At 61.7% G+C, this 15,431-nt stretch carries 12 protein-coding genes; 6 read left to right on the top strand and 6 right to left on the bottom strand.

Translation table 11 applies throughout. The annotated features are described in order from the left end of the window. Nucleotides 1-102 precede the first annotated feature (102 nt). Nucleotides 103-1,185, top strand: a complete 1,083-nt coding sequence (gene aroB / locus HZ994_06350; protein QTN31964.1) for a 3-dehydroquinate synthase — start codon at nucleotides 103-105, stop codon at nucleotides 1,183-1,185. A 130-nt stretch (nucleotides 1,186-1,315) separates the two neighbouring features. Here the strand turns inward: aroB and HZ994_06355 are convergent, their stop codons facing one another. Continuing rightward, entirely contained in the window at nucleotides 1,316-1,660 is a 345-nt protein-coding gene (locus tag HZ994_06355) for a glyoxalase (protein QTN31965.1), read from the bottom strand. Between the two features lie 204 nt (nucleotides 1,661-1,864). Here HZ994_06355 and HZ994_06360 point away from each other — a divergent pair, with 204 nt between their 5' ends. Next, complete coding sequence (locus HZ994_06360) at nucleotides 1,865-4,585, top strand: DEAD/DEAH box helicase family protein (protein QTN31966.1); 2,721 nt, start codon at nucleotides 1,865-1,867, stop codon at nucleotides 4,583-4,585. 8 nt (nucleotides 4,586-4,593) lie between these two features. On the opposite strand, the gene HZ994_06365 is transcribed toward HZ994_06360, so the two are convergent. The 3 genes from HZ994_06365 to HZ994_06375 are packed head-to-tail and all read right to left on the bottom strand — an operon-like array spanning nucleotide 4,594 to nucleotide 7,689. Next, complete coding sequence (locus tag HZ994_06365) at nucleotides 4,594-5,580, bottom strand: FAD:protein FMN transferase (GenBank protein ID QTN31967.1); 987 nt, start codon at nucleotides 5,578-5,580, stop codon at nucleotides 4,594-4,596. Beyond that, nucleotides 5,570-6,487, bottom strand: coding sequence for a hypothetical protein (locus HZ994_06370; GenBank protein ID QTN31968.1), 918 nt, complete (start codon nucleotides 6,485-6,487; stop codon nucleotides 5,570-5,572). The genes HZ994_06365 and HZ994_06370 overlap by 11 nt, the downstream gene beginning before the upstream one ends. A 2-nt stretch (nucleotides 6,488-6,489) precedes the next feature. Continuing rightward, nucleotides 6,490-7,689: an FAD-dependent oxidoreductase gene (locus tag HZ994_06375; protein ID QTN34333.1), complete on the bottom strand. Its 1,200-nt coding sequence runs from the start codon at nucleotides 7,687-7,689 to the stop codon at nucleotides 6,490-6,492. Between the two features lie 196 nt (nucleotides 7,690-7,885). Between HZ994_06375 and HZ994_06380 the strand changes: the two genes are divergently transcribed. Then, the gene (locus HZ994_06380; GenBank protein ID QTN31969.1) at nucleotides 7,886-8,992 is read left to right on the top strand and encodes an Lrp/AsnC family transcriptional regulator; all 1,107 of its coding nucleotides are present in this window, start codon (nucleotides 7,886-7,888) and stop codon (nucleotides 8,990-8,992) included. Nucleotides 8,993-8,995: 3 nt separating this feature from the next. Here HZ994_06380 and HZ994_06385 read toward each other — a convergent pair whose 3' ends face one another. After that, nucleotides 8,996-9,700 carry an acetyl xylan esterase gene (locus tag HZ994_06385; protein QTN31970.1) on the bottom strand — a complete coding sequence of 235 codons (705 nt, stop codon included), beginning with the start codon at nucleotides 9,698-9,700 and terminating at the stop codon, nucleotides 8,996-8,998. Between the two features lie 342 nt (nucleotides 9,701-10,042). On the opposite strand from HZ994_06385, the gene HZ994_06390 reads away from it, so the two are divergent. The 3 genes from HZ994_06390 (at nucleotide 10,043) to HZ994_06400 (ending at nucleotide 14,262) form a co-directional block, all read left to right on the top strand. Continuing rightward, nucleotides 10,043-10,309: a 50S ribosomal protein L28 gene (locus tag HZ994_06390; protein QTN31971.1), complete on the top strand. Its 267-nt coding sequence runs from the start codon at nucleotides 10,043-10,045 to the stop codon at nucleotides 10,307-10,309. Between the two features lie 8 nt (nucleotides 10,310-10,317). Further along, a complete protein-coding gene (lysA, locus tag HZ994_06395) occupies nucleotides 10,318-11,607 on the top strand; it encodes a diaminopimelate decarboxylase (protein ID QTN31972.1) in 1,290 nt (429 codons plus the stop codon). A gap of 639 nt (nucleotides 11,608-12,246) precedes the next feature. Further along, nucleotides 12,247-14,262, top strand: a complete 2,016-nt coding sequence (locus tag HZ994_06400) for a thioredoxin domain-containing protein (GenBank protein QTN31973.1) — start codon at nucleotides 12,247-12,249, stop codon at nucleotides 14,260-14,262. A 4-nt stretch (nucleotides 14,263-14,266) separates the two neighbouring features. Here HZ994_06400 and HZ994_06405 read toward each other — a convergent pair whose 3' ends face one another. Beyond that, nucleotides 14,267-15,367, bottom strand: a complete 1,101-nt coding sequence (locus HZ994_06405) for an aminopeptidase (protein ID QTN31974.1) — start codon at nucleotides 15,365-15,367, stop codon at nucleotides 14,267-14,269. Nucleotides 15,368-15,431: the final 64 nt, after the last annotated feature.

Raw genomic sequence — 15,431 nt, forward strand, 5'->3', positions numbered from 1 at the left:
CCCACGAAAAACGCAACACCTATCTTGGAAAAAGTGGCTGACCGCCGCCTCAAGCCTTCCGTTCTTCCTTGAAGTTTGAATGTTGAAATTTGAAGTTTCCCCATGCCCACCGTCCATGTCGATCTCGCCGACCGCTCCTATCCTGTCATCGTAGGGGAAGGCCTGCTTGGGAAAACAGCCGATCTGCTCGCCGAACACAAGCTTTCCGGCCTGCGTGCGGCCATCATCTCGGATGCGACCGTCGCCTCCCATCACGCCGAAACCCTGCTTGCCGGATTCTCCGGCACGAAACCCACCCTCCACACAGTCCCGTCAGGCGAAGCCTCGAAATCCCTCACCCATGCGGAAAACATCTGCCGGGAAATGATCCGCGCCAGCCACGACCGCCGCTCGCTGATCATCGCCCTGGGCGGCGGTGTCGTCGGCGACCTCGCCGGCTTCGTCGCATCCATCTTCTACCGCGGCATCCCTTTTGTACAGATCCCCACCACCATCGTCTCACAGGTGGATTCATCCGTCGGGGGGAAAACCGGGGTGAACGTCGCCGAGGGGAAAAACCTGCTCGGTGCCTTCCACCAGCCCAAGCTCGTCATCGTCGATCCCGAAACGCTCCGCACCCTCCCCGCCCGCGAGTTCCACGAAGGCTTCGCCGAGGCGGTTAAGCACGCCGCAATCCGCGACGCCCACATGCTCGCCGATCTCCTCGCCATCGATCCGGAAAAACGCGAAGTCCCCGCCGAACTCCTCGCCCACAACATCGCGATCAAGGCGCGCATCGTCGAGGCTGACGAATACGAGACCAAGGACATCCGCGCACTCCTAAACTTCGGCCACACCATCGGCCACGGCATCGAAGCATCCCTCCCCTACGGCGAAATGCTACACGGCGAGGCCATCGCGCTCGGCATCCGCGCCGCCCTTCACATCTCCGAAAAACACTCAGGCCTCGCACCCGAAGCCTCGCAGGAAATCATCACCCTGCTCCAGCATTTCAAGCTCCCGCTCACCATCCCGGAATCCATCCCGACCGCCACCGTCATGGATCGTCTCGCCCGCGATAAGAAATTCAAATCCGGAAGGATCCGCTTCGTCACCCTCTCGGAAATCGGGCAAGCACAGGTCATCGAAACCGTCACCTTGGCCGAGCTCGAGGCCGCCATCGAGCACCTGCGGTCAAAGCCCTGAACGCAAATTCAGAAACCGATGGGATGCGATCCGCGTTCACCCGACGCCCCTATTCGTCGAAACCACGGTGTCCGCCCTCGCCACCGGTGGAGCCGATCCCATCCGAGCCGGGCTTACGCCCACTCCCCGATTACCTCTTCATCGTCATCATGAACTCGTTCCCCTCCGTATCGATGCACATCGCGAGGTGGAGCGGATCCTCCTCGGTGTCGTTCGGCTCGGCCGCGAGGTCTCCACCGCAATCCTTGAGCCTGACGATCCCCGCGCGCAGATCATCCACCTGGAAGGACAGCCCCGTCCACGTCCTCTTGCCCTCGCCACCGCCGTGGACGCCGATGGTTGCGCCGGCGATGACGATCTCGCTCCATACCTCCATGCGGAAGGAGACGACCCCGCCGAATAGGTTTTCATAAAACGCCAGGCACCGCTCCCAGTCCGCCGCCCACAGCACGTATTTCACCTTTTCAACCTTCATGAACCGAGATTGCCGGATCCGGTTGGAATTTCAACGGTTAAAACGGATCGTGGGAACCGCAGCCAACATCGAGGCGTCGCAGAGGTGGTCGCATCCGCATCCCGTCACCTCATCTGCTTGCAGCCGCGCTTCCTCTTCCATTCCATCCGGGACGGAGCCATGTCTTGTAATCGGATTTCGCACGGATAGGGTTCCCGCCACTTCATGATCCCCGGCCAGCGATACATCAGCACCTCAGAACCCGCCCTCGGCCTCGGCCATGTCCTTTCCGAAGAAAACGGCCTGGTGGAAATCTGTTTCCCCGCCGCCGAGGACACCCGCACCTACGCCGTCGGCTCAGCCCCGCTTGTCCGCGTCCGCTTCGCGCCGGGGGACGCGATTTCCGACCACTCGAAGAACCACCTCACCGTCGAGGATGTCACCGAGGAGAACGACCTGCTGACCTACCATGGCCAGGGGAAATCCATCCATGAGTCAGACCTATTGGACTCGCTCTCCTTCGTCCGGCCGGAGAAACGCCTGCTCGCCGGATTGACGGACCACCCCATCGATTTCGACCAGCGCCTGGACGCACTGCGATGGAACGCAAACATCCGCCGCTCCCCCGCCCGCGGCTACACCGGCGCACGCATCGACCTCATCCCCCACCAGCTTTCCATCGTCGCCGAGGCCTCGAACCGGCTCCATCCCCGCGTGCTGCTCGCCGACGAGGTGGGCCTTGGGAAAACCATCGAGGCCTGCCTCATCCTCCACCGCCTGCACCTGACGGGACGCGCCGACCGCATCCTCATCCTCGTGCCCGAGCCGCTGGTGCACCAGTGGTTCGTGGAGCTGCTGCGGCGCTTCAACCTCCTTTTCGCAATCTATGACGAAGGCCGCTGCCAGGCATCGAACCGCATCGAGGACGGACTGCTGCCCTCGGACGGCGACGTGAACCCGTTCACCGAGTCCCAGCTCATCCTCTGCGCCACCGGCTTCCTCGCGGACGACAAGCACCGCGCCGAACAGGCGCGCGAGGCTGGCTTCGACCTGCTCATCGTCGATGAGGCCCACCACCTCGAATGGCACGAGGACGGCCCCTCGCCCGCCTACGCGATGGTGGAAGCGCTGGCCAAGGAAACCCCTTCCCTGCTCCTCCTGACCGCCACCCCCCAGCAGCTCGGGCCGGAGGGCCACTTCGCGCGCCTCCGGCTGCTAGACCCCGCCCGTTACTGCGATCTCGCAGATTTCCTGGAGGAAACGGAATCATACACCCCGCTTGCAGAGGCGGTGGAGGAGCTTTCCAACGGCGGCATCCCGAAAAACATCACCGACTTCACCCTCACCTCCCCGCGTGCGGAAAAACATCTCACCGCCCTCCGCAAAGGCGACGAATCAGCTCGCCCGCCCCTCATTTCCGAGCTCATCGATTCCTTCGGAACCGGCCGCGTGCTGTTCCGCAACACCCGCGAACGCCTCGCCGGGTTTCCGAAGCGGCTGCCCATCCTGCATCCCTTGGAGAAGGGCGTTTCTCCATACACATGGCTCGCAGACCTCCTACGCGAGCTTCCCGAAACGGAAAAGATCCTGCTCATCACCAACTCACCGGAGGCGGCGATCACGGTGCAGGGAAAACTCCTGGAACTGCTCCACACCGAGACCGCGCTTTTCCACGAGGATCTCTCCATGCTCCAGCGCGACCGCAACGCCGCCTATTTCCAGGAAGAGGAGGGCGCCCGCATCCTGATCTGTTCGGAAATCGGCAGCGAGGGGCGGAATTTCCAGTTCGCCCGCCACCTCGTGCTCTTCGGGCTGCCACGCGATCCGGAAGTCCTCGAACAACGCATCGGGCGGCTGGACCGCATCGGCCAGACGGGCGACATCCACATCCACATACCCTACGGAAAAGACAGCCGGTCCGAACTCCAGGCACGCTGGCTGCACGAGGCGCTCGATGTTTTCTCGGAGCCGCTCAAGGGCGCGACCACCCTTTCCACCGAGCTTCTCCCGGAGCTCGACGAACTCGCCGACGCATCCCCGACCTCCGGGAAATTCAAGGATTTCCTGAAACGCTCCACCGCCCTCAAAGCCGAGGTCGTCCACAGCCTAGCAACCGGCCACGACCGGCTCTTGGAACTAGGTGCACCTCCCGCCTCTCAATCGGCGGAACTCCTGGAGGCCATCGAGACTGCGGATGAGGATGCCCGCTTCGCGAAATTCATCCTCAAGCTCTTCGATCACCTCGGGCTCGAGGTTTCGGATCTCTCTTCGCGATCCTACGTCTTCAAGCGCGGCCCGCGTCAGTCGGAGGCATTTGCGGATCTGCCGGAGGACGGGCTTTCCGCCACCTTCGACCGCACCACCGCCCTCTCGCGGGAAGACCTCCAGTTCCTCACCATTGACCACCCGCTTTTCCGCGATGCCCTCGGGCAACTCCTCGACAGCCCCTCCGGCAACGCCTCCTTTGCGAACCTCGCGACCGGGAAAGGGAAATCCATCCTGCTGGAGTGCGCCTTCGTGCTCGAAACCATCGCACCGGCCCGCCTCCAGCTCGACCGCTTCCTGCCGCCGACGCTGCTGCGGGTGATCGTCGATCACACAGGTGCCGCGCAGACCAAGGCCCCGCCCGCCTCGCTGTTGCAACCCGGAGACGCCCGCCGCATCGTCTCCCAGGAAGCATTCAAGACCGCCCTGTTCCCGAAAATGCTTGAGGCCGCGAAAGCAGTCGCCACCCGCGCCTCCGCAAAGCCCACCGAGGCCGCCCAAGCACTCGCCCGGGAGACCATCGAAAGGCAAATCGCCCGCCTCAAGGATCTCGCCACCCGCAACCCATGCATCCCGGCATCCGAGATCAAGTCCCTGGAAGCCAGCCTCAGCGAGACGCTCACAGCCCTGAAAGGCGCCCGCGTCCGCCTCGATTCCCTGCGCCTGATCTACTGCCAGTGATGGGAAACCTATCTCCCCCAGCCCGCCGTCCGGACATCGGTTCCATCTGCTAGGAGGAACAATGCCTCCGCCTCCGCATGGGAATCGACAAGCTTCAAGCCCTCTTCGGGCCCCAATACAAAGCAGGCCGTGGCGAGGCCGTCCGCCAAAGCGCATGTCGGTGCGGTGACACTCACGCTGCGCAATTTCCCATCGACCGGCATCCCTGACCTCGGGTCGATGATGTGGGTGTAGCGGCGGCCGTTGCGGGTGATGAAGCGCTGCGAATTGCCGCTGGTGGCAACCGCTCCGCGGCTCATCCGCATCCGCCCGGCCAATCCTTCGACACCGATCAGCCAGCCACCCCCGTCTTCCCGCATGCCCGTGGCGCGAACCTCGCCCCCTATGTTGACCAGGTGATTCCGAATCCCCTCTTGCCCGAGGAAATCGGCGACGAGATCGACCGCATGGCCTTTTGCGACGGCGGAAAGGTTGAGTTCCATCCCCTCCACCCGCTTGGAGACGGCCCGCTTCCCACTGTTGAAATCCAGTTTCCCATGGCCACAACGTGCGAGTTCTCCCCTGATCTCCGATTCATGCGGCGGCTCTTGTGGTTCCGGGCTTTCGCCGAATCCCCACAACTCGACAAGCGGGGACACGGTGGGATCAAGCGCACCATCCGTCCTGCGGGCGAGCTCCATGGAAAGCTCCAGCACCTGCAAGGCGTGCGGCGGGCAGTTGATCTCCTCATCTTTCCCAGCGCGATTGAACCGGCTCACCCAACTCTCGGGGTTCCAGTTGGAAAGCTCACCGTCCACCGCGGCGAAAAGGCTTAGTATCCCATCGTGAATTTTTTCCGAACCCACGCCGGGTGGCAGCCGGCAGGTGATCGAGTAATATGTCCCCATCGTCTCGCCGCTCAGGTGTGCCGTGCGCATCCCTTCCGGCTCCTTGCGCGAGCATCCTGTTGGGATCCCGGCAAGCAGGATGGCTGAAATGACGGCCCTACGGTTCACTCCTATCGATTTCCAAAAGCGCGCTGTCGATCAGCCTCAGCGCAGAGCCGAAACCGCCGTCCACATAATAGAGCGCCCAGGCTTCCTTGCCGCCCTCATCCTCGCGCGCCGGATACCCCTCCAGCTCCAGCAGCTGATAGATGCGTGGGTCGAGGTTGTCGACTTCCACCGAATAAACCAGCGATGGCTGGTCGGGGATTTCACCATGGGCATCTCCCGGCTGGTTGATTTCCAAAAGCAACCTGTAGGGGGTGGAGCTCCCGGGATCGGCAGGGAGAATGTAATCGGCGGGATCGAAGGAGCCGTTCGGCGTCGCGGAAGTGATGGCGTCCACCTGCCCCTCCTCCTCGGCCTCGCGCCTGGCCTTTTGCCAGCCTTTCACCTTGAAATCCCAATATGGCAGGCTCCCGGTTTCGCCTGCCTCCGGCGCGTGGAGGGTCTTGATGTGGTAACCGCCTTGGTTCTCCAGCCAGACCGCGAAACGGGGAGGCTTCGCTGCGTCATATGAGGCCCCTCCCCTAACTGTCAGATTCATCCGGTAGGCGGGCGAGGGGCTGTATTGATAGGCCATCCCGTCCTCCCGCAGCTCGAAGCGATCCATCGCGGGGCCCAGGTTGCCGCTGAGGCCCAGCAGGGCTTTCACAGGTGCGGGCTGCAGCCAGAGCACCGTTGCGAAGATGGCCGTGATGGCTCCTGTGACCCATAGCGTCATGCTGCGGAGGTGCCGCTTCATGGGCGCGAGACTGTTCGCCACATGCAGGCACACAAGCGCCACGAAAAGGAAGCCCATCAGCGAGTGCAGCCCGACAACGCGCAGCGAGAACGGGCCGATGTAGGCAATCACCCCCGTGACGGCGATGACAACGAAGGTCAGGGTCGTTAGGAGGGTGACGAATCGCCGGTTCATGCCTATCGGGACTTTCCGGGGATGATCGCCCCATGCTCCCGGAGTGCGGCATGGATATCGGCCAAAGGGACTTCCAGCGGTGTGCTGCCGGCCTTCGCCGCCAGCGCGGCGGCCACCCCGGCGGCCTGGCCCATGCCCATGCACGATGCCTGGACACGCAGGCCGGAGTTTGCAAGGCGGTCGCTGGAGACGCTCCGGCCGGCCACGATGATGTTGCGGCTGCCTTTGGGAATCAGGGCGCGTAGCGGAACCGTTGGCACGGTGCCGGGTTTGAGCGGCTTCGGCTTCACTCCACTTCTGGTGTGGAGATCCACCGGGTAAAAGGCATTGCAAATGGCATCCTCGAAAAGTCTTCCGCTGGTGTAGTCGTTCACCGTGATGAGCGTTTCCCCGACAATGCGGTAGCTTTCCCGGAAACCGGCTTCCGGCTGGAGATGCATCAGCCGTTTCTTGTCTTTCCTGACCTTTTCCAGAACCGACCTGCGGCCTGTCAGGTTCGCATGTGTAACCGTCCGGGAGTTCGAGGAATCCGCACCATGGACGTAAAGGGCATGGAGCTGATGCCTGCCGGGATCGTTGGCCTCGCCCATGTAGAACAACATGGATCCCGGCTGCGTCTCCTCCTCGCGCATCCTTTCCAACCCGAGCATCCCCGCCACCTCCGCACCGCCGGTGCAATCGATGATCTGCTTGCAGAGGACACTGCGCCGGGTGCCGAAGCCAACGCACTCCACCTTCCATCCGCCGGGGGTTTTGGCGATGGATTGCGGAAACTCGTGGTAGGCGATCCCAACCCCTGCCTGCGCGCATTTCTCCTCAGCAAGAATGGCGAAGAGAAACTGGTTCACATGAAGCTGGTTCATCCAGTGCCGCTGGGGCACTTTCGCAAAGTTCGGAAGTTCCCCGCCATCAAGTTCCACCGCTTCCCTGACCAGCTCCCAGCCTATCCCCGCGATGACCTGTTTGCCCCAGGCATCGAACAGCCCCGGGAAAGCCACGCCGCCGGTGGTGGTCATGCCACCCAATTGTGCGCCACGCTCCACGAGCAAGGTCTTCGCCCCCGCCCGTCCTGCCTGGATGGCGGCTATGTTCCCCGCCGTCCCGCCCCCGACAACCAGCACATCGACCTCGTCGCCGATCTCCGGACCCACCCCGCCTGGCACGGCCTGCGCGACGATCTCCGTAGTCGATGAGACACCCATGCCAAGGCCAGCGGTTCCGAAAAATGTCCGCTGGATGAATTTCCTGCGGCCGGCTAACGGGCACCCCAGATCCGGTGTGTCATTTGGTTCGTTCACACGGCAGGACTAGCAAACATAGCACAGGGCGACCAGTGGAATCAGCCCGCTCACTGATTCGTGCTGGAATCTCCCGCAACCCCGCCTAGGCTTTCCCCACATGACCTCAGAGATCCCCACCGCCATTTCCGATCCGACAAATGCCAGCATCCTCGCCGTTTCCGAAGATCTGGTCGCCGGATTCCAGAGAAAGCCATTCCATGTCATCGCCGAGAAATCCGGCGTTCCGCTTGAAACCGTGATCGAAAGGATCCGCGCCATGCAGGAGGCCGGCATCATCCGCCGCGTCCGCCAGACCATGCTCGCCACCAAGCTCGCCCACGGTGCCTTGGTCGCATGGAAAGTCCCCGAGGAGAAACTCAACGCCGCCTTCGATTTCATGGCCAAGGAAGACCCCTTCTCCGGCCATGTCGTCATCCGCTCCACCGATTCCGAGGTCTCCGGCTCCGGCTACCGCCTGTGGACCACCCTGAAAGTGCCCGTCGGCGAGTCCCTCGATTTCCACGCCACCAAGCTCCTCGCCCTCACCGGGGCGACCGAATACCTGCTCATGCCCGCCAACGGGGTCTTCGCCCTCGGCGTCGGCCACATGCGCCGCCGCGCCATGGAGCCGGGTGAGAAATCCGACGATCCCGCCGTGATGATGACCACCGTCCCCGCCGATCTCAGCCCGGAGGAATGGGAAGTCCTGCTCGTCCTCAAGGAGGAACTCACCCTTGAGGAGATTTGCGAAAATCCATGGGAAGGCCGCGCCGTCCAGGCGGGTGTTTCACTGGACCGCTTCTGCGAGATCGCGGAAGCCCTGAACGAAAAAAAGGTCATCGGCCGTTTCTCAACCTTCCTCGAGCACGTGAAACCATCCGCCGAGACCGGCGAGCGCGTCACCCGCTTCAACGGCCTCTTCCACTGGGCCGTGCCGAAAGGCCGCGAGATCGAGGGCGGCTCACAGGTCGGCCGCCACTACTGCATGACCCATTGCTACTGGCGCGAGGGCGGCCCGCAGTTCGGCGATGTGAACATCATGGGCGTCGTGCACGGCACCGAGAAAGACCGCGTCCTCGCCCACAAGGCGGCCATCGACAAGCATCTCGAATCCGTCGGCATCCCCGTTTCCTACACGAATGTGTTCTGGGGCGGGCGCTCCGAGATCAAGCCATCGGAAATCTCGCCGAAGGTGTACAAGCAGTGGCACGCGAAGCACGCCTAGGCGTCACCCGCCGATCAGCCTGATCGCCGCATCGGCGAGGCGCTGCCCGAAGATCACGTAGCCATCCTTGGAGTAGTGGAGGTCGTCCTTGATCTCCTTGCCGCCCCGGTTCTTGCCGTCGTTCAGATCATCCGTATCCACCCATGCACCCTTTGCGGCATCCCCGGCAACCTTCATCTGCGCCTTTCTGACGATATCCCAGTCCTTGTAGCCGGGCTTTTTCAAACCGAAATCGCTCAGCCTGCCGATCACCACATTGACATCCTTGCCGCCAAGATCCTCGGAAACCTGATTCACCAGCCCCTTCATGCTAGCTTCGTAGACGGATCCATGGCCTTCCTTCGCGTCCCGCTCCCCCTGCATCCACAGAAAAGTAACCGTCGCAAGATCCTCGCCTTGGATCGCGGCTTTCACCTTTCCCATCAGCCGGTCGTAGAGGTCGCCGTTCTTTTCCGGCTTCGGCCCCTCCGTAGGCTTCCAGTCCCTGTACCATCTCCGCATCGGCTGGCCGCCATGGGCATCGAAGACAACCAGCACCCTCTCTTTCCCGAACTTTTTCTCCAGCGTCGGCGTGAACGACTCCTCTGGCTTCAGCCCCGCCATGTTGGATTGGCCGGACAGGATGAAGAGATGCTTGCCCTCCTCCGCGGAAACGGCACCCGCTGCCAGGAAAAGGAGGGCAATGATCGAAAGGGGCGCATTCAACATGCACCCAGCCTGGCACACCGACCAGGCGCTGGCAACCCTCGACTCCGGCATCTAGGCACAGCGTTCCCGCACCAGGGATGTGCCCACCCAAAGCCTTGCCAGCGGAAGGGTTTTGAACCGCGAAGCGCTGGTGTCACCGTCCGCGTGAAAATCCGGATCTTGCGGCATCGCTGGCACCGGTTTTGGCATACAGCCCGCCGCTTGCGTCGTCCTCCGGCGAGTTTTAGTCCCCATTCCCGAAAGACACGGGCTGCGGATCGGAATTTTAATTTTAGGCTACGATTCGTCTTGACGGATCCGAATCCAAAGCCATTCTCCGCCCCCCGCTAACCAATTTTCATCATGGCACGTATTTGCAGCATCAGAGGAACCCGCGTCCGCTCCGGCGGTAGAATTCACCGCTCCGGCTTGGCCAAGAAAAAGGGCGGTATCGGTCGCCACGTCACCAAGGTCGTGAAGCGCACCGTGTCCCCTAACCTCCAAAACAAGCGCATCTGGGTTCCGGAACTGGGCAAGTTCGTCCGTATCAAGCTTTCCTGCCGTGCACTGAAGACCATCAACAAGAATGGTGCTTACGTGACACTCAAGAAGGCCGGCGTCGTCAAGTAAAGGCGGCAATGCACGGCTTTTCCTACAAAAGCGGAGAGCTTTTCTGCGAAGACGTTTCCCTCCAAGCCCTCGCCGCCGAGCACGGAACGCCCCTCTACGTTTACTCTGCAGGGACGATCACCGACCACTACACGCGACTCGACAAGGCGCTGTCCGGGGTAGATCACGAAATCGCCTACGCGGTGAAGGCGAATTCCAACCTCTCCGTCCTGCGCCTGCTTGCCACCAAGGGCGCCGGCTTCGATATTGTCTCCGGCGGCGAGCTCTTCCGCGTCCTCAAGGCCGGAGGCGACCCCTCCCACTGCACCTTCGCCGGTGTCGGCAAGACCCGTGAGGAAATCATCTACGCCCTTGAGCAGGGCATCTACTCCTTCAATGTCGAGAGCGAGGAGGAACTCCGCTACCTCAACGAGGTTGGCGGAGAGCTAGGAAAAATCGCACCCGCTGCCGTCCGCGTGAACCCGAACGTGGATGCGAAGACCCACAAATACATCTCCACCGGCAAGAGCGAGAACAAGTTCGGCGTCGATTTCGGCGCGATCGAGAGCCTCTACGAAAGGGCAGCCGCCGAGCTACCGAACATACGCCTGCGCGGCCTCCAGATGCACATCGGATCCCAGCTCACCTCGATCGACCCATTCATCGAGGCGGTGGAAAAGGTCATCCCGCTTGTCACCGCTCTCAAGGCAAAACACGGCATCGAGTTCTGGTCCATCGGCGGCGGCATCGGCATCGTCTATCAGGACTCCCTCCAGTCCGGAACCCCGGATTGGTGGTCGGCCAAATCCGAGGATGAGCGCCCACTCACCATCGAGAAATACGGCCAGGAACTCGTCCCCCGCATCAAGGATCTCGGGCTGAAAATCCTCCTCGAACCAGGCCGCTACATCGTCGGCAACGCCGCGTGCTTAGTCACCCGCTGCCTCTACGAGAAAAAAGGATCCGCCAAGACTTTCAAGATCGTCGATGCGGGCATGAACGACCTCATCCGCCCCGCCCTATACGAAGGCCATCACGAGATCGTCCCCCTCACCGAGCCGACCTCTTCCGATCTGATCAAGGTCGATGTCGTCGGCCCCATCTGCGAAAGCGGCGACTTCTTTTGCCAGGACAGGGAACTCCCGGATTTCAATCCCGGCGATACCATCGCCCTCATGTCCGCCGGAGCCTACGGCTTCGTCATGGCATCGAACTACAACTCCCGCCCCCTCCCCGCCGAGATCCTCGTCGAGGGTGAGGATGCAACCCTGGTTCGCAAGCGCCAGACGCTGGAGGATCTGATCGAGGGAGAGCTGTAGCTGCGTGCCGCAGCGAGTCTTCCAATACTAAGACTCTCACAGAACACTTTCCCCACTCGTTCTTTCATCAATCCGCTCGATATTCACCCGTATTCGTGCATGTTTCGTGCATGGCAACTAAGACAATCACCTTGGGGCTTGGATGCCTATGAAAAGCTGGCCGCCGCCAAGCGGGGGCGTGAATCGTTCTCATCGGTAGTGCGCCGTTGTATCCTGCCCGATGGCCCAAGGACAGGAGCCTCCGTCCTCGCCATTCTCAGGGGCCGCGACAATCTTTCTGGAACAGCTACCTGCAAGCCGGATCTGTATCACACCGACCATCGCCGGGGAGTTCCGCTCAGGAACTTCGATGGCGAAACGGGCGATATGGGATAAAGCGTTCGCATCCCTACGAGATGCTGGACATCACTGCCGAAACTTCTTGGATCTACTGGGAAATTTACCGGGATCTCGCTGGAGAAGGACAATCGATCGGAGCAAATGAGATCTGGATCGCAGCAACCGCTCTAACTCACCAACTCCCAGTCGCCACCGGAAACACCCGGGAATTCGGACGGGTGGGAGGTTTGGTCGTGGTTACGGTCTAGCCATCCCACCATTGAGGTTTAAGATTTAGGATTTGGGGTTTAGGATTCTTCCATGCCCAACTACCTCGCGAACGAGACCTCCCCCTACCTGCTCCAGCATGCCAACAATCCCGTCAATTGGATGCCATGGGGCGAGGAGGCTTTCGCGAAGGCGAAGAAGGAGGACAAGCTGGTGTTCCTCTCCATCGGCTATTCCACCTGCCACTGGTGCCACGTGATGGAACACGAGTCCTTCGAGAACGAAGCGATTGCCGCTGTGATGAACAAAAATTTCATCAACATCAAGGTGGACCGCGAGGAGCGCCCGGACATCGATGCGACTTACATGGCCTTCGTGCAGGCGACCACCGGACAAGGCGGCTGGCCGCTCAGCGCCTGGATCACACCGGATGCGTTGCCGGTGGTGGGCGGCACCTATTTCCCGCCGGAAGACAAGTTCGGTCGCCCGGGTTTCCCGAAAATCTGCGAACAGCTCGGCAAGGCCTACCGTGAGGACAGGGCGAAGGTTCTCGAAAGCGCCGCCAGGGTGATGGCCCATCTCCGAAAGGAGGCGGATGTGGCATCCACTCTGCGGGGCATGCCGGTGGAAAAGGTCTTCGGCGATTATCTCGACAAGTGCGAGCGGCTGTTCGACCCGCATCAGGGAGGCTTCGGCGATGCTCCGAAATTCCCCCGCCCCACGATCATGCTGGCGCTGATGCAGCTCCATGAGCGCTTTCCCGAAGGATCCGACGAACGCAACATGGCCTGGGAGATGGCAGGCCAAACCCTGCGCCAGATCGCGAAAGGCGGCATCCACGACCACCTCGGCGGAGGATTCCACCGCTACTCGGTCGATGAATTCTGGCACGTCCCGCACTACGAGAAAATGCTCTATGATCAGGCGCAGCTCGCGCTCGCCTTCACCGAGGCATGGCAGATCTCGAAGGAGGAGCTTTTCAGGAAAACAACCGAGGACACGCTGGATTACGTCATCACGGAGATGGGCGATCCCGGCGGCGCATTCCATTCCGCCGAGGACGCCGACAGCTACCGCAAGGAAGGCGACGAGCACAAGCACGAGGGAGCTTACTGGACGTGGACAGCGCAGGAAATCTCTTCACTGCTCGATCCCAAGCCCGCCGCCATTTTCTCCCTCGCATACGGCGTGGAGGCGGAAGGCAACGCCCGTCCGCAAAGCGACCCCCACGGCGATCTCGAAGGCCAGAACACCCTCTTCCGCGCCGTCGGAAATGCCATCCTCGCGGAAAAATTCGGCATCTCCGGAGACGAGGCCGAAGCCTGCCTGGAACGCTCCCGGAAAACCCTCCTCGCCCACCGCGCCACCCGCCCGAGGCCGCACCGAGACGACAAGATCATCACCGCATGGAACGGCCTGATGATCGCCGCCCTCGCCAAAGCTTCCGCCGTTTTCTCACACGAAAGATTCACCTCCGCCGCCAGTTCCGCCGCCAACTTCATCCGCAAGAAGCTCTGGGACGCGGAAACCAAAACCCTGTTCCGCAGCCATCGCGGCAAACGCGGCGGGGCGGAGGGCTTTCCCGCAGATTACGCCTTCCTCATCTTCGGACTCATCGAGCTCCACGCCGCCGACCCCACCGGCAATTGGCTGCCATGGGCGCTCGAACTCCAGGAAGCGATGGACACCCGCACCTGGGACGAGGAAAAAATCGGCTACGTGATGTCTGCGCAAATGGCCGGCCATCCCCTCCTCACCATCCGTGAGGATTACGATGGCGCAGAGCCATCCCCCAATCACATCGCTGCCCTCAACCTACTCAAGCTCGCCGTCCTGGCCGACTCCGAAGCCTACGCCAAACGCGCCGAATCCCTCCTCCGCTCCGGTGCCAACGCCATGGAGGCACAGGTGTTTTCCGTTCCGGCCCTCCTCGCCGCCCACGACCTGCACGACCGCGGCATCTCCCATTTCCAGATCCCCGCAGAAGACTACCCGGCGATCCTCGCGAAGCTCGCCTCAAACCACCGCCCGCGCGCAGTCTTCAGCTCCCACGATGGTGACGATATCCTGCTCTGCGAGGGATTGAGCTGCCGGATCTTCGGAAAATGAAACCTCATCCGTTCAGCTTCGCGAGGTTCTTGGGGATGAACACCCCATCCTTGCGTATCACCTTCCCGTCGAAGCGGATCTCGCCGCCACCGTAGTCCTTGCGCTGGATGTTCACCATGTCCCAATGCACCTGCGACTGGTTGCCGTTGTCGGCGATCTCATACGCCTGCCCCGGCGTGAAGTGGAAGGAACCCGCGATTTTCTCATCGAAGAGGATATCCCGCATCGGCTCGCGGATCACCGGGTGGAAGCCGATGGCGAACTCGCCGATATAGCGCGCCCCCGGATCCGTATCCAGGATGCGGTTGAGCTCCTTGGTTTTCCCGCCGGCCTCCGCCTTGGTGATCTTCCCTTTCGCGAACTCCAGGCGTATCGAATCGAAGGCGATCCCCTGATAGATCGTCGGCGCGTTGTGGGTCACAAAACCCTCCACGGAATCCTTCACAGGTGCGGTGAAAACCTCGCCGTCCGGGATGTTGTAATTCCCGCCGCACACAACCGCCGGAATGCCCTTGATGGAAAACCTCAGGTCCGTGCCGGGGCCGGTGATGTGTACCTGGTCGGTGCTTTCCATCAGGCGCTTGAGCGCGTTCATCGCCGGAAGCAGCGCCCTGTAGTCGAGCAGGCAGACCTTGAAGTAGAAATCCTCGAACGCCTCGGTGCTCATGGATGCCTGCTGCGCCATCGCCGGGGTGGGCCAGCGCAGGACACACCACTTCGTCTTCTTCACGCGATGGTCGATGACAGGGCGCATGTGCTTCATGGCGAGCTGCATCCTGTCCTGTTTCACGTCGGATGTTTCGGAAATGTTGTTGCTGCCGCGCACCGCGATGTAGGCATCCATGTCCTTCATCTCGGCAAGGAGGTTCTTCGCGATCGTGGCGTATTGCCCATCCTCCGCCCCGAGCAGCATCTCCCGGTTGATCGCCGCGCTGTGGATGCGCACAACCGGGATGGCCTTCCTTTTGCGAACCTCCCGGATCAGCGCGATGCCGATGGAATCCGGGACATCGTAGAGATCGAGCAAAACCTTCTCACCCTTCCTGAGATCCGTGGAGTATCCTGCAAGCTGCTTGGCGAGGGCGTCGATTCGTGGGTCGTGCATGCCCTGAGCCTAGGCCATGATTCCTGAAATGAAATTCCAAATTGCCTGAGCCAGCGCAGATCTT

The organism is Akkermansiaceae bacterium (assembly GCA_017798145.1).
GTDB lineage: Bacteria > Verrucomicrobiota > Verrucomicrobiia > Verrucomicrobiales > Akkermansiaceae > Luteolibacter.

Coding starts and splice junctions, on each gene's coding strand:
- aroB (QTN31964.1), top strand. CDS start 103: ATGCCCACCGTCCATGTCGATCTCGCCGACCGCTCCTATCCTGTCATC.
- HZ994_06355 (QTN31965.1), bottom strand. CDS start 1,660: ATGAAGGTTGAAAAGGTGAAATACGTGCTGTGGGCGGCGGACTGGGAG.
- HZ994_06360 (QTN31966.1), top strand. CDS start 1,865: ATGATCCCCGGCCAGCGATACATCAGCACCTCAGAACCCGCCCTCGGC.
- HZ994_06370 (QTN31968.1), bottom strand. CDS start 6,487: ATGAACCGGCGATTCGTCACCCTCCTAACGACCCTGACCTTCGTTGTC.
- HZ994_06375 (QTN34333.1), bottom strand. CDS start 7,689: ATGGGTGTCTCATCGACTACGGAGATCGTCGCGCAGGCCGTGCCAGGC.
- HZ994_06380 (QTN31969.1), top strand. CDS start 7,886: ATGACCTCAGAGATCCCCACCGCCATTTCCGATCCGACAAATGCCAGC.
- HZ994_06385 (QTN31970.1), bottom strand. CDS start 9,700: ATGTTGAATGCGCCCCTTTCGATCATTGCCCTCCTTTTCCTGGCAGCG.
- HZ994_06390 (QTN31971.1), top strand. CDS start 10,043: ATGGCACGTATTTGCAGCATCAGAGGAACCCGCGTCCGCTCCGGCGGT.
- lysA (QTN31972.1), top strand. CDS start 10,318: ATGCACGGCTTTTCCTACAAAAGCGGAGAGCTTTTCTGCGAAGACGTT.
- HZ994_06400 (QTN31973.1), top strand. CDS start 12,247: ATGCCCAACTACCTCGCGAACGAGACCTCCCCCTACCTGCTCCAGCAT.
- HZ994_06405 (QTN31974.1), bottom strand. CDS start 15,367: ATGCACGACCCACGAATCGACGCCCTCGCCAAGCAGCTTGCAGGATAC.